Origin of the sequence: Brevundimonas sp. EAKA, assembly GCF_000698025.1 — a bacterium.
GTDB lineage: Bacteria > Pseudomonadota > Alphaproteobacteria > Caulobacterales > Caulobacteraceae > Brevundimonas > Brevundimonas mediterranea_A.
In genome coordinates this window covers 1-23,675 of the sequence record NZ_JMQR01000012.1, presented here as the reverse complement: position 1 = coordinate 23,675, position 23,675 = coordinate 1, and the positions used below count along the sequence as shown (strand labels likewise).

Here is a 23,675-nt window from a genome sequence, read left to right as displayed (position 1 = left end):
GGGGGCGTCAAACACTGATCTCGCTAACGCCGGCGGCCGAAAGGAGGTCGAAGACTGATTTGATCTTGTGGCTTCGGTCGGTCCCGCACCGGGTCATGAGAAGCCTTTCCCGCGCTCGCGACGCCGCAACGAAAAAGTTCGAATGGCCTTCGTTAGGGTCCTTGTCGAAGCTCCACCACTCCTGGTCATTCAGGCCTAGGAGCATCACTAGGTCGTACTCCAGACCCTTGCTCTTGGTTATGGTGAGGAGCGGCGTCTGACCGACGCCCGAGAACCGATTGAGGACCGTGGACCAGTCGGCACTTCCTTCGGCAGATTCAATTAGGAAGGCAACCGTGGCTTTGCGGACTCGGTCGAAGAGATCGCCAGCCGCATACTGCGGCGCGACTGCCCGAAGGGCTGCCACGCCTAGGAAGCCTTCGATCACCGCCACCTTGGCGGCGACGTCGCCGGGCGATGGCGATGCTCTGGCCGAAAAGCGGTTCGCTCGGTGAAACGCGTCTAGCTCAGTCGCCAATTCAGTCTCGATCGAAGGTTCGTCGTCGATGACCACGCCGCGGACGGCTGCGAGATGTCCTACCGCCGCCGACCACAATACGCCGCCGTGCCTGCGCGTCAGCAGATCCAGCATATCAAGGATGATCCGAGGGTAGGTTTCGGTCATCAGATCCTGGATCGAGGCACCCCCGACATCCCTGTCCTCGTTGCGGAAAGCGATCTCACGCGACGCGAAGGCATTTTTCAAGCGGGTCTCCCAATCGCCGGCCTTCTGCCTGACGAGGAGACCGATGCTTCGCGGCGAGGAGCCGGAAGCTAGCGCAGTCGCAACCTTATCGGCGATCGCTACGGCCTCGGCGTCTTCATCTGCGGCAACCAGGATGGCGCAGATGTCGATGGTCGGAAGATCCGGGGCCGGTCGCACCGCGACGAAGTCCGGCTCTGATGGTGCCAAGTTGGATTTCAAGGTGTTGAGCACTTGCACGATGCGCTCGTTGCTCCGGTAGTTGCGCGTCAGACTGACCCGCCCCGACGCCGGCGAATCCGTGAGGAAGTCGGCCTCGTAGGCTGCGAAGACATCCGAGCGGGCTCCGGCCCACCCCATGATCCTCTGCTTGTTGTCGCCTACGGCGGTCAGCCGCGCGGCGGATCCCTTGAAGATTTCGGCGATCAATCCGTACTGAACGGACGTGGTGTCCTGAAACTCGTCGAGAAAGACGTGGCTGTAGGTCGCGCAGATTGCCCGACGGATTGCGGGATTGGCGTGGATCACCGCCCGGGCAAGCAAGCCGATCATGGCAAAGCCGAAGCGTGGCGTGTGCTGGATCAACGCCGCCCGAAGCTGGACCAGTTGCAGGAACTGAGCATGGTCGGCAATCGCAAGAGGATGCAAGTTCATCCCCTGGGCCGCCTTGGTGAAGGCGTCCAGACCAACGCCCTGAATGCCCGCAGTTGTCGGGTTTTTCCCTATCATTGTCTTGGCCCAATGAGCGGAATGATTGGGGTCATCCAGCCCGAAAGTCGCGCTGCGGCGGAGATCTTCGAACTCAATCCGCTTGATGAAGGGCGCGATCTCATAGGGGCCGAGAAGGGCGAGATGGTCGGGCAAGGCGCGCCAGAAGCGGTCAAGCAACTGCTTCGCGAAGGCGTCGAACGTCATGGAGTCGAGCCGCCGAGCCAAGGTCGAGCCACAACGGCGCTCGACCCGCTCACGCAGATTTGTCGCCGCATCCCGCTTGAAGCTGATTGCGAGGATACGGCGGGGATGGCGACAGCCTCCAGTCTGCAGGAGAAAGGCGGCTTTCTGTCCCAAGAGTTCGGTCTTGCCTGTGCCCGGTCCCGCTACGACCAGCATACTGGTCGGTGCCCCAACTGCCGCGAGCGCAGTAGGCTCCAAACCCGCGACGCCGATCGGTGCCCAGTCCTCCGCCGGGATCATGCCAAAGGCGCTTCTAGAGACGCCTTCACATGGCCGATCAGGCGCGACAACACGGGCGGACAACATAGCTCAATGTCCAAGTCATCGATCTCGCCCAACGCCGCGAGGTGAACCGCAGGCTTTCCCCGGGTGCCGAGGAATAGATAGGCATACCAAGGAAACAGATCGGCCTCCGCAAGGCCGACATAGGCGGCGGGTCCCAAGCCGTCGTCGCCTAAGACGCGTCTCGCTGCGCTCAGCTTCCGCGCCGGGTCATCGGGCGACTGGGGGCCTGTAGCTCCCGGTGGCAATGTTTTGTAGGCTCTGGGGAAGGCGGAAAGCATCAACATGTCGAGGTCCAAGGGACCAGACATGAATATCCCTTCGCTTTCGAACGCCTGGGCCCACTTGGAAATGGTTACCGCATCTATGGGCGTGCCCGGTGCAGGGGCTGGTCGCACCATCCTAAGCGCTGTGTCGACGTCCTGCAGTGCGGGCCCTTGCAAAGGCCTTCTTGAGTCCATCAACGCAGCCGCGGCCGATCTGAATTGCTGATAGTCTCCCGTGCTACGGCCCATGTCGACGTCGAGCAGGGTCGTATGTGGGATGCCCAGCTGCTCAACGAGCCGCCAGAAGTGCTGGATGTGGCGTCCGCCAATGGGGACAATGGCAACGAAAGATCGGTCGATCGGCACACCTAAGGCCTCTGCCAACCGCGGCAGGACAATTTCTTCGGACGGGCCTTCGCCGAAAATGGCATGGCGCGCGAAATAAATCTCAGGGTGGGCGCGCACCGCCTCCCGGAGGAACTTGGACGCATCGGCATCGCCTTGCGGCATGGCTAGGGCTGCGACATGTGACACGCCTGTGGCCTGCACTCGCCTGACATGACGGATTGCTGATGGATCGACTCGCCCGACGATGGCGGGCGCATGGCTGGTCAGAACTGCTTGCACCCGTGCAGTCTTAGTCAGCTTCTCAAGCTCGCTTAGCAGTCGCGACAGGAAGAATGGTGACAGGTGATTTTCGGGCTCCTCGAAGGCGAAGAGGGTCAGCGCCGGCGCGCGGGCGAACTCGGGCTGGAATGGCGACGGTGGATCGTCGTCGATCTCCCCTTCGAGATCCAGTTTCAGATCGAGTAACGCCTTAACCAAAGCGAAATGGAACAGCGACCGCTGCCCGTCGCTGAGATCTTCCAGCGTCATAAGCCTACCCGTCGCGGAAGGCGTCAGCATAACGGTTGCCGTTCGAACGATTTGCTGAAGGTCCGGCGCGAGTATCGACAGACTCGCCGTCGTCCCGGTTTCTGCAGTGTTCAGCTGCGACCAACAGGCGTTGATGGCAGCATTGACGCGTGTAAGCGCACCCTCCGCATCCAGCGTCTCGGCCGCCTTGGCGATGAGCGCATCGATCTCGGCTTTTTTCTCCCACCGGATCGACCGCATCAAGCTCCGTCCCAAGCTCTTCACGGTGAGCTGAGTCAAAGCCGTGATATCGCGCGAAGCGGGTATGTAGCGGACGAGCACGTGGCCGCGTTCGGCGGCGGAGAGCTTCTTTTTTAGAGCAGGATCGACGTCTCCAAAAGGCGCGGCGTCGTCGCTCAGAATCCAATAAAGGCCGTCTTCGACAATACCGTCCAGAGTGCCAGCCAGTTGCCACGTCGCCTCGAGGCGGATCCTGATTTGGGGGACCTCGCCAGCCTTCTCGATAATCATGTGCCGGAAGGCCGGCGGGACGGTCTTCTCTGCGGCCGTATCGTCCGTCTCCAGCTCAGGGAACCGGATCGACGCCTCGATAAACAGACGCCGCTGCGAATGGCTCTCCAGCCGCTCGGTCGGCGGCACGAAGAAGTCGGCAGGTTGCACGGTTCTCTCTTCGCGGGTCTCGCCGAAGAGACGAAGAAGCGCTTGGACCAACGAGCTCTTGCCAGCTCCGTTGCGGCCGATGAAGACACTGGCTCCCTCGTCTAGGCTCACGATGGTGGCCGAGGAACCTAGCGCATCTGCCGCCTCGGACGCGGCGGCCCCGAAACTCCGAAAATTCCAGACCCTGAGTTGGTCGATGTACATGAAGGCTCCGCTACCATACGAGGCTGACAGCACCCCGCGCGACTAACCAAATAACTCTGGCTCAGCGAAGTCACGAGTTCGGACATCCCCCATCCGAATAGGCCGTCATACTATTCGAGCAGCTGCGACGGCTGGATAGACAACGCAACGGCGATTGAAACAATCGTGTCGAGGCTCGGGTTTTCCTCACCTCGCTCGACGCCCGCGAGATAACGCAACGATAGGTCCGCTTCGCCAGCGAGCACCTGTTGGGACCACGCTCTGGCGGTCCGGTACTTTAGAACATTTTTGCCGAGACGGGCTCTCCAATCCATGAGGCATGGGTCGGCCGAACAAGGCCCTCAGGAAAGGTTCTATACAGCTAGCAATATGTTGCCCATGCTTGCTGCGGTGATTTGCAGGATCGGCTTTTTCAGTGACCGTTCGAATTCCCAAACCGCAAAAATACGGTCGCGATGCTAGTGAGCTCTATGAGCAGCACGCCTCGTGGCTGCGAACGGCGATAGCGAAGCGCTACGGGCGGCAGAATGCCGACGACTTAGCTCAGGAAGTTTGGGCGAGAGTCATACCGTATCAGAACCGTGTACGCGTCCGATCCGCTAGAGCGTTCTTGCTAAAGGTCGCTGCGAACCTCTTCTGGGACAGCCTTAGGCGCAGCGGCGGTAGTGTCTACGGGCAAGAGCGGCACGTTGAACCAAGGATGGGGTGGGACCTATCCACTCAGAACGAGGTGGTGTTTGCAAAGCAGCTGATCCTCAGCTTGCCACAACCGCTCCGGGATGTCTTTGTGTTGTCGCGGTTCGGCGGGCTGACGAATGAGCAGATCGCCGAGCAGCTCGGTATCAGGCCCAAAACTGTCGAGTGGCGCATGACCAAGGCCCTGGCCCACTGCGCCGCCCAGTATCGACGCTAAGGATGGGGCGCAGGATGGCCAGCCCGAACAGCCGGGTTTCGGCGGCGGATACGGAGGCGGCGGCGTGGCACGCCCGTCTCGGGGTCCGGAGCGTCTCCACCCGGACAATCGAGGAGTTCTTCGCCTGGCGGGCGGCGCCCGCCAACGCAGAGGCCTATCGGCGTGTGGAGAAGGCGTGGGCGGCGACGGGCGGTCTGGGGGGTGATCCGCAGATCCAGGCGGCAGTGGCCGAGGCCATGAACCGCAGGGGCGGCCTCGGACTGAAGGCCCGCTATCGGAAAACGCTCTTCGCATTCGCGGCGGCGACCGCGGTCGTGGCGCTCGGCCTGGGCGCCTGGTTATGGTCCGACAGCCGCTCGCTGATCTCGACCGCCGTCGGCGAGCAGAGGGTCGTGCAGCTGGCGGACGGCTCGACCGTGCGGCTCGATACGGGTTCGACCATCCGGGTGCGGCTTGGGGAAGACGAGCGCCGCATCGAGCTCGACCGGGGGCAGGCGCTGTTCACGGTGGCGCATGACCCGGGCCGCCCGTTCATCGTAGACGCCGGCAAGACCGAGGTGACCGCCGTCGGGACGGTGTTCGACGTGCGCCGCATGGGCGGTGCGGTGCGGGTGACTCTCGTCGAGGGGGCTGTCGATGTCACGGCGGCGTCGGGCGCGGCGCCGTCACGGATGCGGGCGGGTGAGCGGGCGCGGGTGACGGCGGCGGGCCTGAGCACGCGCATCGTCGATACGGCCAAGGCGACGAGCTGGACGGACGGGCGGCTGGTGTTCGAGGACACGCCGCTGCGCGAGGCGGTGGCCGAGGTGAACCGCTATCTCGAGGACCCCATCGCCCTGGAGGACGCCGTCATGGCGGATGTGCCGGTCAACGGCGTGTTCCGGGTCGGAGACCGGGCGGCGTTCGCGTCGGCGGCGGCGGACGGCCTTGGTCTGGAGGCCCGGGCGCAGGCCGACGGGACGCTGTTGCTCTCGAGGCGGATAAATAATTGAGGTGAGCTCCGGGGTTCCACGGGGTCCCGGCCGTCTCTCCCACGTCGCCACAAGGCGTCGAGGGGAGGAGACGACACCATGAACCGCATGAACCTGCTGACCGGAAGCGCCCTGGTCGCCTGCGTACTTGCCGCGGGGCATCCTGCCTGCGCCCAGGCGGCGCGGGACTTCGACATCCCGGCGGGGTCGCTGCGCGATGCGCTGAACAGTTTCGCGACCCAGTCCGACCAGCAGATCTTCTTCGCCGGCGACCTGGTGGCCGGGCGGCGCTCGGACGGCCTGCGGGGACGGTATGTCCCGACGGCGGCGCTGGAGGTCCTGCTGCGCGGCTCGGGCCTGACCTGGTCAGAGACCCGCCCCGGCGTCCTGGTGCTGCGGCGGGCCGCGACAGCGTCGACGGACGCCCCGCCCGCCCTGCTGGACGAGGTCATCGTCACCGGAACGCTGTTGAACGCCTCGGGCGAACTGGCGTCGCCGGTGGTGATGCTGGATCGCGCCGAACTGGACCGGCGGGGGTTCGCGACCGTCGCCGAAGCCCTGGTCGATCTGCCGCAGAACTACGCCGGGTCGGGGACGCCGGCCGCCCTGCTGTCCTATGCCGATCCGGCCGGCTCCAACAGCGTGGCCGCGACGGGCATCAATCTCCGGGGCCTGGGCGCCGACGCCACCCTGGTGCTGGTCAACGGGCGGCGCATGGCCGGGACAGGGTCGCGCGGCGAGTTCGCGGATGTGTCGGCCCTGCCGTCGGCGGCGGTGGAGCGGGTCGATGTCCTGCTGGACGGCGCGTCGGCCCTTTACGGATCGGACGCCGTGGCGGGCGTGGTGAACGTCATCATGCGCCGGTCGGTCGACGGTCAGGAAAGCCGGATCCGGTTCGGGGCGGCCCGGGGCGGCGCCGAGGACCTCACGGTCTCCCATCTGGCGGGAACCTCATGGACCGGCGGTTCGGGCTTCCTGTCCTGGGAATATCAGACGGTGAACGCGCTCAACTCCGGCGATCGGGCCTTCACGGCGGACGGCGATCTGCGCCCGTTCGGCGGATCGGACCGGCGCGCGGTGTACAGTTCGCCGGGCAACGTCCTGGCCTACGATCCCGCCGTGGGCGGCTATGTGTCGGCCTGGGCCATCCGGCCCGGGGCGTCCGGTTACGCCCAGGGGCCCGGAGACTTCGCGGCGGGGACGGCCAATCTCCAGAGCCAGCTGGTCGCGGTCGATCTCCTGCCCGAGGTCGAGCGGCACAGCGTCTACGGCCGGGTGCGGCAGTCGGTCGGCGACCGGCTGGACCTCTCGGCCGATCTGCGCTTCAGCCGCCGCGCCTACGGCTTCGACAACGCGGCGCCGATCACCATCTTCAGCGTGAACGCCGCCAATCCCTTCTATGTGTCGCCGAACGGCGCCGCGTCGCAGCTGATCGGCTATTCCTTTCTGAATGATCTGGGCGTGAGCCGGCAGGAAGGCGTCTCCCGCAGTCTCGGGGTGACGGCCGGCGCCGACTACGACCTGGGAAGCGGCTGGTCGCTCGACGGCTATCTCGCCTTCGCCGAGGAGCGGGGCGAGAAGGAGACGACCGGTCTGCTGAACTCGGTGTTCCTCAACGAGGCTTTGGGCAATACGGCGGACAATCCGCTGACGGGCTATTCGGCCCCGCGGGACGGCTATTTCAATCCCTACGGAGGCGGCGGGGCCAACGGGTCGGCGGTGCTGGACTTCATCGGGTCGGGCCTCATCGGTTCGGTGGATCGCAGCCGGTCACAGTCCGCCAACCTGCTGCTGCAGGGATCGCCCTTCAGCCTGCCGGGCGGAGCGGTTGACGTCGCCCTGGGGGTGCAGTTGCGTCGGGAAACCTTCGACAGCCGGCTGACCTCCTTCACCGGGTCGGCGGCGCCGCGGGAGGTGGTGAGCCCGCAGAGCGACCGTCGCATCTCGGCGGTGTTCGCTGAGGCGCGCATACCCTTCGTCGGTCCGGACAACGCCCGGCCGGGGTTGCGGCGCCTGGAGCTGTCGCTGGCCGGACGGGTGGAGGAGTATGATGACTTCGGCCGCACCTCCAACCCCAAGATCGGCCTGGTCTGGTCGCCGCTGGAGGGGCTGAATGTCCGGGCGTCGTGGGGCACCTCCTTCCGGGCGCCGGGTCTGACCCAGCTCTACGACGCCAGCCAGGCCGCGCCGACCTTCGTGGAGCGGGCCGACGGGACGTCGGTGCTGGCCCTGTACCGGTACGGCGGCAATCCGGACCTCGAGCCGGAGACGGCGGACACCTGGACGGCGGGCTTCGACTACCGGTCGGACGCGGGGCTGCGGCTCTCCCTCAATCTGTTCGACACCCGGTTCGCCGGACGGATTTCGCAACCGGTCAACGAGGGTCTGGAGCGGGCCTTGACCGACCCGGCCCTCGCGCCGTTCGTGCAGGTGATCAATCCGGCCGCCAACGCAGCCGACCTGGCTCTCATCCGCTCGTATATCGAGGACCCGGCCTACGCCTACGGCTCGCTGTATCCGGCCACGACCTACGGGGCCATTCTCGACGCGCGCTGGGTCAACGCCTCCGAGGTCCATGTGCGGGGGCTGGACCTGCAGGCGAGCCGCGCCTTCGCCTTCGGCGCTCACACCCTGACCCTGGACGGCAGCGCCTCCTGGCTTCTCGACTATGAGACTCGGCTGACGCCGACGGCGACCACCGAGTCGGTCCTGGGGCGGATCGGCTATCCGGTGCGGCTGCGGTCCCGAGCGGGCGGGACGTGGGCGTGGCGGGATCTGACCGCGGGGCTCCACTGGAGCCACGTCGCCGCCTATGAGGACTCGGCGGGGGCGCGGATCGACGCCTGGGACACCGCCGACCTGCAGGTGAGCTGGTCGCCGGAAGCCGGCGCCCTGGCGGGGTGGCGGGTGCTGGCCACGGTGCAGAACCTGACCGACGAGGATCCGCCCTTCTACAATTCGTCGGCGGGCCTCGGATACGACCCGGGCCAGGGCGACCTGATGGGCCGCGTCGCCAGCCTGCAACTGATCCGTAGCTGGTGAGGAGAGACCCATGCATCTCTCAACCCGCTTGGCGGCGGCGCTTGCGCTCGCCTGTCTGACCCCGGCCGCTCCGGCGGTCGCCAGCCAGGACCTTCAGGACGGAGGGTCCGCGCCGGAGCGCACCGTGTCGCTCGACGATATCCTCGCCATGGAGACGTTCGGGACCGCAGCCCTGTCGCCGGACGGATCCTGGGTGATCTGGGAACGGCGTCGTCCCTATGACACCGCGCCGCGCTTCGACCGGTCCCACCGGACCGGCTGGGCCGTCAGCGAGCTGAAAATCGCCCGGGTAGCCGGAGGGGCGGTGGAACCGCTCCTGCCACCCAATCCGGACGAGGGGCTTCTGCTCGGATCCTGGTCGCCGGACAGCCGCCGGGTGCTGGTGTTCCGGCTCCGCGACGACCGGCTGGAGGCGGGGGTGGTCGAGGTCGCGACCCGCGCGGTCGTCTGGACCGGACTGACGCCCGACCTGATCAACGGCGTCAGCAGCGCCTGGCTGGACGGCGACCGGCTGGTGCTGACCACGCGGCCGGACCACAGCCTGCCCTGGCTCCTGCGCTTCGACGGCACGGGACAGGCGGAGATGAATCGCCGCTGGGAGCGCACGGCGGCGGGGCGCGAGCCCTCCCGCACCCGGATCGAAACCCGCGCCGGTCTGGTCACTCTCGACGCCCGGACGCCGGCGCTCGAGCTCGTCGTGCTGGACCTGCGGACAGGCGAGCGACAGGTGCTGGCGGAAGGGGAGATCCGGGATTTCGCGGTGTCGCCGGACCGCCGCAGGGTCGCCGTCCTGACCTCGGCCGAAGGGGCGGCGAGGGATCCCGGGCCGGCCGTGCAGAGCGCCATACAGACCCGAAGCCGGCTGAGCCTGGTGGAGGTGGCCAGCGGCGCGGCGGTCGCGGCCGAGGGTTCATTCGACGTGGCGCCGCATCTGCTGCGCTGGTCGCCGGCCGGTGACGCCGTCCTGGTCTGGGCGCGCGAGGACGGGCAGGTCTGGGCCGACGCCGCTCTCTGGGCGGTCGGCCAGGACGGCCGGCGCCGCGCGTTCGAAACGGGCGATCTTCAGCCGTTCGAGGCGGGGCGGGGCGTCGACGAGCTCCGCTTCGCCCAGGCCGACTGGCTGGGCGGGGAGGCGGTGCTGCGGGCGCGACGCCCCGGCGGCGACAGGTTCGACTGGTGGCGGGTCGGGGCCGGCGCGCCGCGTCCCCTGACGACCGGACTCGCGAAGCCCCCCGCGCGCCTGTCGGCGGTGAGCGGGGACGAGGTGTTGGCCTTCGCCGACGGCCGCCTCTGGGCGTTCGGCGGGGCGCGGGGTCTGAGCGCGCTCACGCCCGAGGATGGATCGCTGACCGACGGCGAAACCTTCACCCTGATGACCCCGAGCCGCATACGGGCGAACGAGCCGCCACGCCGCACCTGGGTCGCGGCGCGGACGCCGGCCGGCACGGAAATCCTGAGGGACGGCTTAAGCTCGGGCGTCCGCTCGACGCAGATCTGCGATGGCGCCTTGCTGGGTCGCTCGGCCGCAGAGACCGCAGTCCTCACCCTGTGTCTCGACGCCGGGGTGGAGACCCTGGCCCTCGCGGCGCCGGCCACGGATCGGGTCCTGGACCGGGTCAACGAGACCTTCGGGAGCCTTCAGCTTCCGCAGGCGCGGCCGATCCCGCATCTGGACCGGCTCGGGCGGGAGACGACCAGCTACCTCTACCTGCCGCCGGGCCGCCGGCCCGACGAGGTCAGGGGCCTGATCGTCATGGTCTATCCGGGAAGCGTCGACAGCGGCCGCCACCTGGACGCGACCGCGCTGGGCATTCTGTCCCCCAGGGCCCAGGTGCTGGCGAGCGAAAACTACGCCGTCCTGTGGGCGGCCCTGACCAGCGAGGACGAAGGCCCGCGGTCGGACATGATGGACGACTTCGTACGCGGCGCGGACCTCGCGGTGGACGCGGCCCTGGCCGCAGCGCCAGGCCTGCCGGAAGACCGGATGGCGGTGCTTGGCCACAGCTTCGGCGGCTATACGGCGCTGGCGATCGCGACCCGGCCGACCCGCTTCCGCAGCTTCGTTTCATGGGCGGGGCCCTTGTATCCCGCAAGCAAGTGGGGCGAGTTCGGTCCCCATGACCGGATCTGGCCGGAGTATGCGGCGTCGCTCGACGCGTCCCCGGGGGCGGTGGAGGGCGGGCAGGCGATGATGGGCGGACCGCCGTGGGCCGATGTGGAGGGCTACGCTGCCGCCAGCCCCTATATGCAGGCCGACCGCATCACGGCGCCGATCCTGCTGATCACGGCCGATCGGGACTATGTGCCGATGACCAGTTCGGAACGGATGCTGACGGCGATGCACCGGCAGGGCAAATGGGCCCGGCTTGTCACCTACTGGGGCGAGACCCACTCCAACGCCAGCCCGGCCAATGTGCGCGACGTCTACCGGGAGATCTTCGACTGGCTGGACCGGACGCTCGGCGAGGAGGCGCTCAGACCCCCGGCAGGCGCCGCTCCCATGCCCGAACCCATCCCTCGATCGCCGCCGTCGTCATGATGTCGACATAGCCGCCCCGCCAGGCCAGCGCTTCGCGGGTGAGGGCGGCGCCGGCCGGGTCGACATCGACCAGACCCATCGACGCAAGCCGGCCGTCCAGAAGCCAAGGGCGGAGAACATCAAGCCCGTCCGCGATCAGATGGCCGTAGAAGGCGGTCATCTCGCCCTTCGATCGGCGGGCGGTGATCGCCTCCGGGAGCCGGTCGCCGAAGGCCTGCCGGGCGAGGGCCCGATCGCGCCGGCCAAGGGTCAGCTGACCGGCGGGCAGGGCGAGGCAGGCCTCAACCACCGGCTGGGCCAGCAGAGGGTGGAGAACCGAGACCACACGGGTCTGGAGCGACGGTCCGTGAAGGCCGCAGCCCTGGACCAGGCCGAGGATCTGGCGCCGTTTCGCCGGTCCGAGGTCCTCGATGTCCTCGAGCCAGGGATGGCGCGGAATGTCGGCATGGCGGCGCGGCCCGATCAGGGGATTGGGGCTGTCGACGGCCTGCGGCGTCCAATGGCGGCGCAGGGCCTGATGCGCCAGCGTCCAGACCGATCGCTCGTTCCAGCGGGCGAGATCCGGCAGGGCGCGGGACAGCAGGGCGCGGCGGCCCCGGTCGCGATAGAGATCGGCGAAGACGCCGATATCGGCGGGCTGGACGAACATCGAGTCCCCGCCCTTGCCGGTGACGACGCCGTCGATGCCGGCTTCGGCGAACCGTCGGGCCCAGTCGGCGTCATGCAGGACGTCGAGGGCGGCCAGACCAGGGCGGACACCGGTGCTGAGCTGACCCAGCATGTCCTCGGTGAGGCGGCCGACGGCGCGCGGGACGCTGGTCGCGGCGATGCCGAGATGGGCCGCGAGGCTATCGATCCAGGGGCGTTCGTCGGCCGTGGCGTCGGGCCCCCAGGCGTTCAGCCACAGACGAACCTGGTCCTTGCCGCGAGCGGCCACGGCGGCCGCGACGATGCTGGAGTCGAGTCCGCCGGAGATCTCGACCGCGAGCGCGCCGCTCCCGCGAACGATCCCGGCGAGGGTCTCGTCGACCGCCTCGCGCAGCGACCGGGCGGCCGCCTGGTCGGTGACCGGCGGGGCGCGGCGGGCGGTCCAGTCGGGCCGCCACAGGGTGACGGGGTCTTCGGCCGCCATGTCCTGAAGGGCCCCGGGCATGAGGGCCGCGGGCCCGTCGAGAAGCAGGCCGCCCGAGGTCGAATAGGGGTCGTGCAAGGCGGCCTCGACCCGGGCGGGGTTGATGCGCCAGCCCCGGCCGGCCGCCGCCGCGAGCCAGTCCGGCACGTCCGAGGCGACCAGGGTCAGCGGTCCCTGTCTCCACCAGAGACAGTCGAGCGCGCCGGACGGGTCCCGCAGCAGGCCGGCGAGCCGCCCCTTTGCGTCGAGTCGCAGGCCGATGTAGCGGCCCCAGAACCGCGCGATCAGCTTGCGTTCGTAGTCCTGCGGGTCCTCATTCCGGATAAGCCCAAGGTTGGGGCGGTGGCGGTTATAGACATCCCCGACCAGCCGCCAGGCCCCGACCCCGAGAACCTGCGGACAGCCCGGTCCGGCGACCGCCAGCCAGGTCGCCTCCGACAGATCGGACACGGTCATGCCGTCGGCGAGGGCCCGGGACCGCAGACCGGCCGGCAGGGGGTGATCGGCGGGGCAGTCCGGGGCACGGCTGCAGATCAGATAGCGGCCCATCAGACCGCCATGATCGGCGTGAAGCTCGAAACACGCTCGCGCGTGTCGCCGACGACCCGGTCGCCGACCTGGACCCAGCAGTGCGCCAGGAAGGGCCAGGAGCGCCGCCCGGGCGAGGCAGGGGAGCGGATAAGGGCCGGCGGCGGAGGCGATCTCGCCGATCAGGCCGGGGAGGGGCGCTCGGGGATCGTCTGGAGCGCCGTCGGCGAGAAGGCCCAGGGTCCGCAGGTCGCCCAAGATATCCTCTTCGGCGAGGATTTCGCCGGCCCGGGCGCCGAAGCGGACCAGCGGTCCCGCGTCGACGAGGAGGGCGTAGTCATCGGCCCGGACGTCCAGGACGACCAGATCGTCGTGGCAGCGGGCGAGATGAATGTGGGGCGCCAGAAAAGCGGGCGTGTCCTGCGGCATGGCCTGTTCGCGAATATGGCCCGGGCGGGGGGGGGGGGGCCTCCCGCCCGGGGAAGGTTCAGATCGGCGTCTTGCTGCGCATCAAGCCGATCTCGACGAAGTCGCCGAACGGCTCGTGCCGGGTGAGGTCCCGGGCGCTGCCGAGGCGGGTCAGGGTCACTGGGTTCTGCATCATCAGGGTCGCTCCTGTTGGAGGAAGACCGGAGGATCGAACCGCGCAGGGCGGTCGCCCCATGAGGAGGCGGCCGCCCCTTCCGCGTCAGATCGGTGTCCGGCTGCGGTCGACGCCCAGTTCGGCGAACGGGCCTTCGGGCTCGAGTTGGGTGAGGGCCCGGACGCTGCCGAGACGGACGAGCGCGATTCTGGTGGTGGTCATCGTGGTCTCCCTGGTTGATCGCCACGGATGTGGCCCGATCAGTCAGCGCCCGGATGATCCCGCTGCAAAGCTATATCCGGCGTATATCCGGGCGGCGCCGGAGACGCCCGCGGCGATCATCGCCCGGGCTTGGGCCGGCGGGCCGCCAAGTCCTCGCGGCCTTCATCAAGGAAGCTCTCGGCCTCCTCGGCCCGCTGGCCGCCGACCTCCGCCAGGGCGTCGAACATCTCGCCCAGGGCGGCGATCAGCGAACGGGCGTCGAGGTCGCGGATGCGGTCGCCCATCTTGCCGTCGTAGGCCTGCAGGAAGATGGTGAAGGTGGTCATGAATTTGTTGTCGGCGGTGCGCACGGCGAACGCCGGCGAGCCGATGGCGATGGCGTGGAGCAGGCCGTAGAAGTCGGAGTTGGTGGCTTCGCTGAACCGGTGCAGGTAGTCGAGGTTGAGGCGGCCATGGCCGGCCTCGAAATGCTCATAGGTGCGCAGCGGCATGTTGAGACGGGCGGCCAGGTCCTGGGTCGAGAGGCCCCGCAGTTTGCGGACACCCTTCAGCGCCGCCGATCGAAGGTGGCCGTCATCCCCGTACTCCAACGCGGACTCCCCCTTGAATACTTTCGGGTTGCTGATCGACGATCAGTCATGGTGCGTCGGTACGGCCGGGCGATCAACGCCCGCGTGTGCGGTTCCTGACATAATCGTCGTAAACGGACAGCTTCTCGCGGTTGGTCCGCAAGTTTCTTGCGGCCGGGCCGACGTTCTTTGGCGGCGCACGCGCGTCGCGGCCTCAACCCATTGGCGAGAGGCGTCGCGGCGCCGATAACGGCAGGTCTATCTGTACGGAGTGCGTCGTGCCGAGAGCCCGCGATCCCTTCAGTCTGGCGCTCGAAAGCATCCGGGATCGGGCGATGCGGGGCGTCTATGAACCCGGCGGCGCCGTGGTGATCATCGAGGAGGCGCGCCGCCTCAATCTCTCGACGACGCCGGTGCGGGAGGCCCTGGCCTGGCTCTGCGGCGAGGGGCTTCTGGAACGGGCGCCGCGCGCGGGATATCTCGCCCCGCGCCTCGACGCCGCCCTGTTGCGGGACCGCTTCTGGGTTCGGCTGCTCGCCCTGAGGACCAGTCTGGAGCTGACGGCGGATCTCGGCGCCGCGACGACGGCCGAAGCGGACGTCGCGGGCGACCGGGCGGTTCGGGACCTGTTCGACCGCCTTGTGCGGGCGACGGGCAACCGGGCCCTGGTCGAGACCTTCGGGCGGGTGGACGCCCAGTTGCGTCTGCTCGGCGACGCCGAGTTCCGGGTCTTCACCGACGCGGCGGACGAGGCTCGGGCGCTCGTGCGCATCGAGACCGTCGGCTCGCGGACCCAGCTGCTGACCGCCATCGAGGCCTATCATCGTCGCCGCATGGCAAACGCCGCCGTCCTCGTCCTCGAGGTCGAACGGCGCGGCCACCGGCCCGCGGACGGGGCGTGAGCCGTGCGGGCCCGGCTGATCTTCCTCGGCCTCGGCCTTGCGGCCGGATCCCAGGCGGCGACGCAGGCCTTCGCCTGGCTCTATGAGGCGGCTCCGGCGCTCGGCCCCGCCTGGCGCGTCTCCGGGGATCTGGCGCTCTACCCCGCCTGGGCGATCTTCCGGTGGCGGCTTCAGTTCGCGGGCGAGGCGGAACAGTCGTTCGCCTCCTGCTCGCCTCTGATCCTTCTCGGCGCGCTCGGGGGCCTGGGTCTCTGCGTCCTGGTGGAGGAGGGGACCGGCCTTCGGCGGGTCCGCGGCTGGGGCGGAGCGGCCGACGCCCGTCTCGCCGGACTGACCGCGAACGGCGGCTGCATCCTGGGCCTGCTCGGGCGGCGGGTGCTCGCCACGGCCGACCTGCGGCCCAGTCTGGTCACCGGCGGGACGCGGTCCGGCAAGGGGCGTGGTCATGTCATGCCGACCCTGCTGTCGTGGAACGCCAGCGTCCTCGTCCATGATCCGAAGCGCGAGCTGTGGCGGCTGAGCGCCGGCTGGCGGTCGCGGTTCAGCCACGCGCTCTATTTCGATCCGCGCGACCCGGCGACGGCCTGCTGGAATCCGCTGGCCGAGATACGCCCGGGACCGGGAGAACTCGCCCAGGTCCAGCGGCTGGTGTCGATCCTCGCCGATCCCGGCGGGGTGCGCGATGACGAGGCGATCTGGGACAAGGCGGCCTCGGAAATCCTCGAGGCCGTGGTCCTGCACGTCCTCTACACGGCCGAAGATGGAGACAAGACCCTCCTGACGGTGCGCGGCATGCTGGCGGATCTCGACGAGGCGGCGGAGGTCATGGCGCGCGCCCTGCATCGGCGGGGCGCCGGCGGCGAGCCCGAGACCCATCCCTTCATCGCCACCGCCGTGAAGGGTTATGCGGCGATGCACGACCGCTTCCGCACCTCGGTCCAGGGCACGGCCCGCTCCTATCTCAAATGGCTGGCCGGGGAGGACATCGAGCGCGCCCTGTCACGATCGGATTTCGCCATGGGCGATCTGATGTGCGCTGACGCGCCGCTGTCGCTGTACGTGCAGGTCGCCCCGGCCGACGCCGCGGCTCTGCGTCCGCTGGTGCGGCTGTTCTTCTATGCGGCCGCCCAGTCGCTTACGGTCCGCGAGACCGAGGCGGGGGATGGGCGGCCCAAGCGCCACAATCTCCTGATGCTGATGGACGAGTTCCCGCTGCTCGGACGGGTCAGCTTCTTCGAGAAGTCGCTGCGTCTGCTCAGCGGCTACGGGGTGAAGGTCATGTTCGTCGCCCAGTCGCTCAACGACATCGTCGAGACCTATGGGGTCAACAACACCATCCTCGACAACTGCGCGGTCTACACCGCCTTCTCCGCCCTCGATCCCCTGACCCAGGAGAAGGTCTCGAAGCTGACCGGCTCGGTGCTGGAGACCCGCACGAGCCGCAGTTCGCCGGCCGGTTTGGGCGCCGGCCACAGTTCAGTGTCGCGCGCGCAGATCGAGCGGCCGCTGCTGGAGCCCGGAGAGATCCGGGCCTTGCCGGACGATGTCCAGCTGGTCTTCGCGGCCGGCGCCCGCCCCCTGCGGACGCGCAAGCTCCTCTACGACCGGCGCGAGCCTTTCCGGAGCCGGGCGCGCGATGTCGCGCCCCACCAGGCCGACCGTCTGGATACGCCGCCCCGGTCGCCTCACCCCTGGGCGGGACGGCGCGGGCTGGGCGAGGATCCGAAGGGCTCCCTGCCGCTGTTCAAGGAGGTGGCGGCGGCCATCGACGACAAAAAGGTCGCGGCGCGGGTGGCCGATATCTACGGGCGGGTGGCGCAGGAGATGGCCGCGCAGGAGGCGGCGCTCGATCATTTGCGAGGACTGGGCGATGGCTAGGAAAGAGGCGACGACCTGCAGGGTCCAGGTCTATCTCACCGACCCCAAGGTGGTGGCCGGATTGAACCGGGAGGCCCGGAGCGGCAGGCTGGCGCTCAGCCAGGCGGCGGGGCGCGCCATCTCCCGCGGCCTGCTGAAAAGCCCGCAGGCGGATCCCGAGGACCGGCTGCTCCAGCTGGAGCGGTCCCTGCGCGACCACATGCGATCCACCGCCCGCGACATGCAGATCGTGCAGGAGCTGCTGATCGAGGTCGCGCGGGCCTTCTTCCTGCGCCTGCCCGATGCGGTGGTCGACCAGGATCCGACCGTGCAGGCGGCGGTCGATCGCCGGATCGAGCGGCTGCTCGACGCGACGGCCGCGCGGATCGTCGCCGGACGCGCAGAGCGGCCCGGCCCCGTGCCGCCCGAGGACAGGTCGTTCGGCCCGGCCAACTGATGGGGGCCCACCCGATCATCGCCGAGCGCAAGCTGGAGGCCCTGCGTCACGCCCTCGGCGAGACGGTCCTCGCGGCCCTGGTCGAGCCGGCGGTGGTGGAGATTCTCGCCAATCCCGACGGGCGGTTGATCCTGGACCGCAGCGGCGAGGGCCGGCGCGACACCGGCGCGACCCTGTCGGCCGAGGCGCGGGAGCGGGTCGTGCGCCTGATCGCGGACTATGTCGGCGAGACGGTCACGCGGGATGATCCGAGGCTGTCGGGCGTCCTGCCCGGAACCGGAGAGCGGTTCCAGGGCCTGCTGCCGCCGGTGACCGCGGCGCCCGCCTTTTCGATCCGCAAACGACCCGCCGTGATCTGGACGCTGGAGGACTATGTCGCCGACGGGACGATGACGGAGGGCCAGGCCGGAGTGCTGCGCGCGGCCGCGACCGACCGGCTCAACATCCTGATCTCGGGCGGCACGGGGTCAGGCAAGACGACCCTGGCCAACGCCGTGCTCGCCGAACCGGCCTTCGCCCGGGACCGGGTCTTCCTGGTCGAGGACACGCCGGAACTCCAGTGCTCGGCCTGGGACGTGGTGGCGGTGCTCACGCGGCGTCAGCCGATCCCGATCGGGGTCGTGGACCTCGTCAGAGACGCCCTGCGCATGCGGCCGGACCGGATCGTGGTCGGGGAAATGCGCGACGGGGCCGCCGCGCTGGAGACGCTGAAGAGCTGGAACACGGGTCATCCGGGCGGGCTTTCGACGATCCACGCCAATTCGGCGGACGACGTCCTGCGCCGGCTCGAGGACCTGATCGCCGAGGTTTCGACCCGGACGCCGCGCCGCGCGATCGCCCAGGCGGTCGACCGGATTGTCCACATCCGCCGAACGGCGACCGGCCGGCGGGTGGAGGCGGTCCTCGGCGTCGAGCCCTCCGGCGACGACGCCTATGCGATCAGCGTCCTGGCCTGAGCCCGATCCTGACCCCCTGAATATGGCGCCCGATGTCCGAATGCCCTGCTCGCGGGCCCGGCCCGCAAGTCGTTGCAAGTCGTCAGGCGGGTCGACGGTAGTCGTGACTCGCAAGTCGTCACAAGTTGTTTGTTGAGTTGAAAAGACTTGTAATAGAGTCGTCGGCAAGTTGCGTAAAATAATCGGTCCACGGTGTTGACAGCCTGTGGATATATTTGCTTGCAATGTGTCGCGGCGTATTGAGATGCGCTGAAACAAAGGAAGTCAGACATGCGACGGATACTGGGGCGCCGGCCTTTCGGCGCGATGACGAAGTGCGCCCTGCTGCTCGGCGGGGTGATGATGGCCGGGCCGGCCCTGGCCGGCGGCTCGGGAATGCCGTGGGAAGGCCCCCTGCAACAGGTGGTGCAGTCGATCACCGGACCGGTGGTCCAGGCCGCCGCCGTGGTGGCGGTGGTGATCTTCGGCGCCGGGATCGCCATGAGCGAGAACGGCTCTTCGATGCGGCGCGGGCTGGGCATCATGTTCGGCCTGTCGATCGCTTTCGCCGCCTCGACCTTCTTCCTCGACTTCTTCGGCTTCGCTGGCGGGGCGGAGATCGGGTGATGGCCGCCTCCGGTTCCGATCCCCGGCCGGAAGGCTGGGACCTTCCCGTGGCCCAGGCCCTGGCCGAGCCCGTGCTGATGGCCGGGATGCCGCGGGACTACGCCATCGCCATGGGCACGATCGCCATGGTGCTGGGCCTGGCCCTGCGGATCTGGTGGCTCGGCCTGCTCTGGTGGGCGGCCGCCCATGCCATCGGCCTGTGGGCGGCCCGGGCCGACCGGCGTTTCTTCGACGTCCTGCGCCGGCACCTCGCCCTGCCGGGCCATCTGGACGCGTGAGGCCGCGATGCGCTTTCTCGATGAACATCGCCGCCGGCCCGCCGCCCTCGCCGACCATCTGCCCTGGGCGGCCCTGGTCGCGCCGGGCGTGGTCCTGAACAAGGACGGGGCCTTCACGACCGGCTTCCGGTTCCGGGGACCGGACCTGGAGTCCTCGACCGAGGACGAGCTCATGGCGGTGCGGGCGCGCCTCAACAATGCGCTGCGGCGTCTCGGCACCGGCTGGTGCCTGCATATGGAGGCGCGCCGCCGCGCCGCCGCCCCCTATCCGGAGAGCGAGTTCGATCTCGACGTGGCCTGGCTGCTGGACGCGGAACGCCGCAGCCGCTTCGAGGCCGGCGAGCCCGCCTTCGAGACCGATTTCCGCTTGGCACTGACCTGGCTGCCGCCGGCCGACGAGACCCGCCGGATGGAGCGCTGGCTGTTCGACGGCCTGGCCCGGAGCGGCGCGGACTGGCGCCAGGCCCTGGCGACCTTCGAGCGGGAGGCGGCGACCACCCTCGATCTCCTGTCCGACGCCCTGCCCGAGATCGCGCCGCTGGACGACGCCGGCCTGCTGACCTGGCTGCACGACTGCGTCTCGCCGCGCGCCTTTCCGGTGACGGTCCCCGAGCGGCCGATGTTTCTCGACGCTTGGCTGGCGGACGCCGATCTTTCGGGCGGGATCGCGCCTCGTCTGGGCGGACGGTGGCTCAAGGTGGTGTCCGTGCGCGGCCTGCCGTCGGTCACCCGGCCGGGTCTGCTCGACGCCCTCGGCGCCCTGCCGTTCCCCTACCGCTGGACCGCGCGCTGGATCGGCCTCGACAAGCCCGAGGCCGAGCGCGAGATCGTCAAGCTCCGCAAGCGCTGGTTCGCCAAGCGGAAAGGCGTCGGCGTCCTGCTCCGGGAGGCGATCACCAAGGAAGAGGTGCCGCTGCTCGACACCGACGCCGCCTCCAAGACCGAGGAATGCGACGGCGCCCCGGCGGCGCTCGGCGCCGAGGCCTGCGCCTTCGGCTATCTGACCCTGACGGTCACGGTCCTCGACGACACCGAAGACGGGGCGGCGGCCCGGGCCCGCGCGATCGAGGCGGCCCTGAACGCCCAGGGCCTGCTGGCGCGGATCGAGGACCTCAACGCGGTCGAAGCCTGGCTCGGCTCCCTGCCCGGCGAGCCCTATGCCGATGTCCGCCGCCCGCTCGTCTCGACCCTGAACCTGGCCGACCTGCTGCCGGTCTCGGCGGTCTGGGCCGGACCGTCCATGGACGAGAACCTCGGCGGCCCGCCCCTGGCGACGGCGCGCACCACCGGCTCCACCCCGTTCCGTCTGGTGCTCCATGTCGGGGACGTCGGCCACGCCATGGTCGTGGGGCCGACCGGTTCGGGCAAGAGCGCGCTCCTGTCCTTCCTCGCCCTGCAGTGGTTCCGCTATCCAGGCGCCCGGGTCGTCTTCTTCGACAAGGGGCGGTCCGCCCGCGCCGCGACCCTGGCGGCCGGCGGCCGGTGGCGCGCCCTGGAGCCCGGCGCCCGGTTCTCGCTCCAGCCGCTGGCGCGGATCGACGAGGAGAGCGAGCGGGCCTGGGCCTCGGAGTGGATCGCCGAGACGGTCCGCCTCGCCGGACTGGAGCCCGCGCCCCGGGTCCGGGAGGAGATCTGGGCGGCGCTGACGGCCCTGGCCGATACGCCCCTGGCCCAGCGCACCCTGACGGTCTTCTGCGCCCTGGTGCAGGACAAGGCCGTCGCCGCGGCGCTCGAGCCCCTGACCCTGAAGGGGCCGCACGGCGCCCTGCTGGACGGCGAAGGCGACGCCCTCGTCGCCAGTCGCTTCGACACCTTCGAGCTGGAGGGCCTGATGGCCACGCCGTCGGCGGTGGCGCCCGTCCTGTCGGCCCTGTTCCATCATCTGGAGCGCGGGTTCGACGGGCGTCCCACCCTGCTCGTGCTGGACGAGGCCTGGCTGTTCCTGGGCGAGACCGCCTTCGCGGCCAAGATCCGGGAGTGGCTGAAGACCCTGCGCAAGAAGCGGGTGGCGGTCGTCTTCGCCACCCAGAGCCTGGACGACGTGGCGGCCTCGCCGATCGCCGCCAGCCTGATCGAGAGCTGCCCGACCCAGGTCTTCCTGCCCAACCCCCGGGCGCTCGAGCCGTCCTCGGCCCATCTGTACCAGGGGTTCGGCCTGAACCGGCGCCAGCTGGAGCTGATCGCCTTCGCCACGCCCAAGCGCGCCTACTACTGGCGCCAGCCCCGCGGCCGCCGGCTCTTCGACCTGCGGCTGACGGGCGTGGCCCTGGCCCTGTGCGGCGCCGGCGCGCCGGAAGACCAGACCCTCATCGACGACATCCTCGCGACCTCGGGAGAGGCCGGGTTCGCGCGGGGATTCCTCACAGCCAAGGGAGTGCACCATGTTGACGCCGTCCTCGACGCCTTCGCCCCGCCGCTCGCGGCCGAATAAGCCCCTGCTGATTCTTGCCGCCGGCGTGGCGGCGAGCCTGATCGTGACCGCCACCCCGGTTCCGGCCCAGCAGGTGGTGTTCGATCCGCGCAATCACATCGAGAACGCCCTGCAGGCCGCGCGGCAGCTGGAAAGCCTGGCCAATGAGGCCCGGACCCTGGCCGCCTCGCCCTACAGCCATCTGACGCGGAACAGCCAGTCCCTGCGCGACATGGCCGAACTGGCGCGGACCGCGCGGGGCCTGGCCACCTCCGTCGGCGGCCTCGAGCAGCAGTTCCGCGACCTCTATCCGGACGACCTGGGGAGCGCGGACCTGGCGCGGCTTCTGGAGCAGGGCGAGGCCCGCACGGTCGCCGCGCGCCGGACGGCCGAGGATGTAGCGCGGACGGCGGCCGAACTGGAGCGTCTCGGCCAGGGGCGCGACCAGCGGCTGACCGGCGCCCTGTCGGCCAGCGAAACGGCCCAGGGCCAGACGGCGGCGGTCCAGTCCACCAACCAGATGCTGGCGGTGCTGGCCGAGGACCTGGCGGCGCTGCGCACCATCATGCTGGCCCAGTCGCGGCTCCTGGCTGAGGCGACGGCGCGGGAGGCGGCCGACCGGGCGGCCGGCGACGAGGCGCGCCGCCGGCGCTGGGCGCGGTCGGCCGGGACGCCGTCGGCGCCCGCCTTCGATCCGCTGTCGCACGCGCGGGATTGAGGAGTGGTCCGATGTCGGTCGGAGTGGAAACCCCCAATGAGCTGATGGTGGTGTTCTCCAACACCATCTCGGCCGGGTTCGACGCCCTCCAGGGTTCGGTCAACGGCGTCTTCGGCCTTCTGATCGTCCTGGTGGTCGCCCTGACCGGCATCCAGTGGGCCCTGTCGCCTAACCGGGAGGTGCTGGCGTCCGGCTTCGGCAAGGTGCTGCTGATCGGCGCCTTCGCCTGGCTGATCAACGACTGGCAGGCCCTGTCGGAGACGATCTGGGCCGGCTTCATCGAACTGGGGCTGACCGCCGGCGGGGGCTCGCTCAGCCGGGCCGATTTCCTCAATCCCGGCGCCATCCTCGCCCAGGGCTGGGAGATCGTGAAGGCGCTCGGCGAGACCCCTGCGCCGGTCGACAATCCGCTCGACGTGGTCGGCAACATGGCCGACGCCCTGATCCTGGGTCTGGCCATGATCGGCATCATGCTGGCCTTCGCCGTGCTCGCCCTGCAGATCGTCGTCACCCTGCTGGAGTTCAAGATCGTCACCCTCGGGGGCTTCGTCCTCCTGCCGTTCGGCATCTGGAACAAGTCCGCCTTCCTGGCCGAGCGGCCGCTCGGCTACGTCGTCTCCTCGGGCCTCAAGGTGCTGGCGCTCGCCATCGTCGTCTCCGGCGCGCGAACAATCTTCGACCAGCTCCAGCCCTCGGCCAACCCGGACATCTACGAGGCGCTGAGCATCCTGGTGGCCTCCATCCTGCTGGCCATGCTCGCCCTGTTCATTCCCAATCTCGCCTCGGCGCTCGTCACCGGCGGACCGGCCCTCGGCGCCGGCGCGGCCCTGTCCGGCGCGCTGGCGGTCGGCGGCGCGGGGGCCCTGGCCCGTCTCTTTTAAACATCTGACGCTGCCGAAGGTCTACACGGTGTGGATTTTGGGGGTGGCCGGAAGTTTAAAAAAAAAAAAAACAGTGAGCGGGGTTAGGGATCTGAACTCATGGGCAGATAGAATGCGGGGCAGAAGT

19 protein-coding genes are annotated in these 23,675 nt (G+C 69.2%); 13 read left to right on the top strand and 6 right to left on the bottom strand.

The annotated features are described in order from the left end of the window. Positions 1-7: 7 nt before the first annotated feature. From ER13_RS03305 to ER13_RS19270, 3 genes are all read right to left on the bottom strand, one after another. Complete coding sequence (locus tag ER13_RS03305; RefSeq protein ID WP_035306445.1) at positions 8-1,936, bottom strand: UvrD-helicase domain-containing protein; 1,929 nt, start codon at positions 1,934-1,936, stop codon at positions 8-10. Further along, positions 1,933-3,984 (bottom strand): ATP-dependent endonuclease, encoded by a 2,052-nt coding sequence (locus ER13_RS03300; RefSeq protein WP_052004792.1) that lies wholly within the window; start codon positions 3,982-3,984, stop codon positions 1,933-1,935. The genes ER13_RS03305 and ER13_RS03300 overlap by 4 nt, the downstream gene beginning before the upstream one ends. A gap of 110 nt (positions 3,985-4,094) precedes the next feature. Next, positions 4,095-4,298: a helix-turn-helix transcriptional regulator gene (locus ER13_RS19270; RefSeq protein ID WP_081836108.1), complete on the bottom strand. Its 204-nt coding sequence runs from the start codon at positions 4,296-4,298 to the stop codon at positions 4,095-4,097. 101 nt (positions 4,299-4,399) lie between these two features. Here ER13_RS19270 and ER13_RS17885 point away from each other — a divergent pair, with 101 nt between their 5' ends. From ER13_RS17885 to ER13_RS03280, 4 genes are all read left to right on the top strand, one after another. Beyond that, complete coding sequence (locus tag ER13_RS17885; protein WP_081836107.1) at positions 4,400-4,897, top strand: RNA polymerase sigma factor; 498 nt, start codon at positions 4,400-4,402, stop codon at positions 4,895-4,897. Positions 4,898-4,911: 14 nt separating this feature from the next. Beyond that, a complete protein-coding gene (locus tag ER13_RS03290) occupies positions 4,912-5,889 on the top strand; it encodes a FecR domain-containing protein (protein WP_052004810.1) in 978 nt (325 codons plus the stop codon). Positions 5,890-5,967: 78 nt separating this feature from the next. Then, positions 5,968-8,910, top strand: coding sequence for a TonB-dependent receptor (locus ER13_RS03285; protein ID WP_052004788.1), 2,943 nt, complete (start codon positions 5,968-5,970; stop codon positions 8,908-8,910). A 10-nt stretch (positions 8,911-8,920) separates the two neighbouring features. Continuing rightward, positions 8,921-11,449, top strand: coding sequence for a prolyl oligopeptidase family serine peptidase (locus ER13_RS03280; protein ID WP_035306438.1), 2,529 nt, complete (start codon positions 8,921-8,923; stop codon positions 11,447-11,449). On the opposite strand, the gene ER13_RS19265 is transcribed toward ER13_RS03280, so the two are convergent. The 3 genes from ER13_RS19265 to ER13_RS03270 form a co-directional block, all read right to left on the bottom strand. After that, the gene (locus ER13_RS19265; protein WP_368664383.1) at positions 11,385-12,581 is read right to left on the bottom strand and encodes an asparagine synthase-related protein; all 1,197 of its coding nucleotides are present in this window, start codon (positions 12,579-12,581) and stop codon (positions 11,385-11,387) included. The two genes, ER13_RS03280 and ER13_RS19265, sit on opposite strands and share 65 nt — an antisense overlap. A 548-nt stretch (positions 12,582-13,129) precedes the next feature. Continuing rightward, positions 13,130-13,219, bottom strand: a complete 90-nt coding sequence (locus ER13_RS19260; RefSeq protein WP_368664382.1) for a lasso peptide biosynthesis protein — start codon at positions 13,217-13,219, stop codon at positions 13,130-13,132. 811 nt (positions 13,220-14,030) lie between these two features. After that, positions 14,031-14,504 carry a helix-turn-helix transcriptional regulator gene (locus ER13_RS03270; protein ID WP_052004785.1) on the bottom strand — a complete coding sequence of 158 codons (474 nt, stop codon included), beginning with the start codon at positions 14,502-14,504 and terminating at the stop codon, positions 14,031-14,033. Positions 14,505-14,761: 257 nt separating this feature from the next. On the opposite strand from ER13_RS03270, the gene ER13_RS17615 reads away from it, so the two are divergent. The 9 genes from ER13_RS17615 (at position 14,762) to trbL (ending at position 23,548) form a co-directional block, all read left to right on the top strand. Continuing rightward, positions 14,762-15,385: a GntR family transcriptional regulator gene (locus ER13_RS17615; RefSeq protein ID WP_052004782.1), complete on the top strand. Its 624-nt coding sequence runs from the start codon at positions 14,762-14,764 to the stop codon at positions 15,383-15,385. Between the two features lie 3 nt (positions 15,386-15,388). Next, the gene (locus tag ER13_RS03260; protein ID WP_035306431.1) at positions 15,389-17,263 is read left to right on the top strand and encodes a type IV secretory system conjugative DNA transfer family protein; all 1,875 of its coding nucleotides are present in this window, start codon (positions 15,389-15,391) and stop codon (positions 17,261-17,263) included. Beyond that, positions 17,256-17,699, top strand: a complete 444-nt coding sequence (locus ER13_RS03255; protein WP_035306429.1) for a hypothetical protein — start codon at positions 17,256-17,258, stop codon at positions 17,697-17,699. The genes ER13_RS03260 and ER13_RS03255 overlap by 8 nt, the downstream gene beginning before the upstream one ends. After that, positions 17,699-18,655, top strand: coding sequence for a P-type conjugative transfer ATPase TrbB (trbB, locus tag ER13_RS03250; RefSeq protein WP_052004780.1), 957 nt, complete (start codon positions 17,699-17,701; stop codon positions 18,653-18,655). Before ER13_RS03255 ends, trbB begins: the two co-directional genes overlap by 1 nt. Positions 18,656-18,925: 270 nt before the next feature. Continuing rightward, positions 18,926-19,261: a TrbC/VirB2 family protein gene (locus ER13_RS03245; RefSeq protein ID WP_035306426.1), complete on the top strand. Its 336-nt coding sequence runs from the start codon at positions 18,926-18,928 to the stop codon at positions 19,259-19,261. Next, positions 19,261-19,539, top strand: coding sequence for a VirB3 family type IV secretion system protein (locus ER13_RS03240; RefSeq protein WP_035306423.1), 279 nt, complete (start codon positions 19,261-19,263; stop codon positions 19,537-19,539). Before ER13_RS03245 ends, ER13_RS03240 begins: the two co-directional genes overlap by 1 nt. A 7-nt stretch (positions 19,540-19,546) precedes the next feature. Continuing rightward, complete coding sequence (gene trbE, locus ER13_RS03235) at positions 19,547-21,970, top strand: conjugal transfer protein TrbE (RefSeq protein ID WP_035306419.1); 2,424 nt, start codon at positions 19,547-19,549, stop codon at positions 21,968-21,970. Next, on the top strand, positions 21,921-22,667 hold the full coding sequence (locus ER13_RS03230; RefSeq protein WP_035306416.1) for a conjugal transfer protein TrbJ: 747 nt from the start codon (positions 21,921-21,923) through the stop codon (positions 22,665-22,667). Before trbE ends, ER13_RS03230 begins: the two co-directional genes overlap by 50 nt. Before the next feature lie 11 nt (positions 22,668-22,678). Continuing rightward, on the top strand, positions 22,679-23,548 hold the full coding sequence (gene trbL / locus ER13_RS03225; RefSeq protein ID WP_231492464.1) for a P-type conjugative transfer protein TrbL: 870 nt from the start codon (positions 22,679-22,681) through the stop codon (positions 23,546-23,548). Positions 23,549-23,675: the final 127 nt, after the last annotated feature.

Bases quoted from the DNA above. Each gene is read 5' to 3' on its own strand.
- ER13_RS03300 (WP_052004792.1), bottom strand. From the start codon at position 3,984: ATGTACATCGACCAACTCAGGGTCTGGAATTTTCGGAGTTTCGGGGCC.
- ER13_RS03290 (WP_052004810.1), top strand. From the start codon at position 4,912: ATGGCCAGCCCGAACAGCCGGGTTTCGGCGGCGGATACGGAGGCGGCG.
- ER13_RS03305 (WP_035306445.1), bottom strand. From the start codon at position 1,936: ATGATCCCGGCGGAGGACTGGGCACCGATCGGCGTCGCGGGTTTGGAG.
- ER13_RS19265 (WP_368664383.1), bottom strand. From the start codon at position 12,581: ATGGCGGCCGAAGACCCCGTCACCCTGTGGCGGCCCGACTGGACCGCC.
- ER13_RS03245 (WP_035306426.1), top strand. From the start codon at position 18,926: ATGCGACGGATACTGGGGCGCCGGCCTTTCGGCGCGATGACGAAGTGC.
- trbB (WP_052004780.1), top strand. From the start codon at position 17,699: ATGGGGGCCCACCCGATCATCGCCGAGCGCAAGCTGGAGGCCCTGCGT.
- ER13_RS03240 (WP_035306423.1), top strand. From the start codon at position 19,261: ATGGCCGCCTCCGGTTCCGATCCCCGGCCGGAAGGCTGGGACCTTCCC.
- ER13_RS03280 (WP_035306438.1), top strand. From the start codon at position 8,921: ATGCATCTCTCAACCCGCTTGGCGGCGGCGCTTGCGCTCGCCTGTCTG.
- ER13_RS03285 (WP_052004788.1), top strand. From the start codon at position 5,968: ATGAACCGCATGAACCTGCTGACCGGAAGCGCCCTGGTCGCCTGCGTA.
- trbL (WP_231492464.1), top strand. From the start codon at position 22,679: ATGTCGGTCGGAGTGGAAACCCCCAATGAGCTGATGGTGGTGTTCTCC.
- trbE (WP_035306419.1), top strand. From the start codon at position 19,547: ATGCGCTTTCTCGATGAACATCGCCGCCGGCCCGCCGCCCTCGCCGAC.
- ER13_RS03230 (WP_035306416.1), top strand. From the start codon at position 21,921: ATGTTGACGCCGTCCTCGACGCCTTCGCCCCGCCGCTCGCGGCCGAAT.
- ER13_RS03255 (WP_035306429.1), top strand. From the start codon at position 17,256: ATGGCTAGGAAAGAGGCGACGACCTGCAGGGTCCAGGTCTATCTCACC.
- ER13_RS19270 (WP_081836108.1), bottom strand. From the start codon at position 4,298: ATGGATTGGAGAGCCCGTCTCGGCAAAAATGTTCTAAAGTACCGGACC.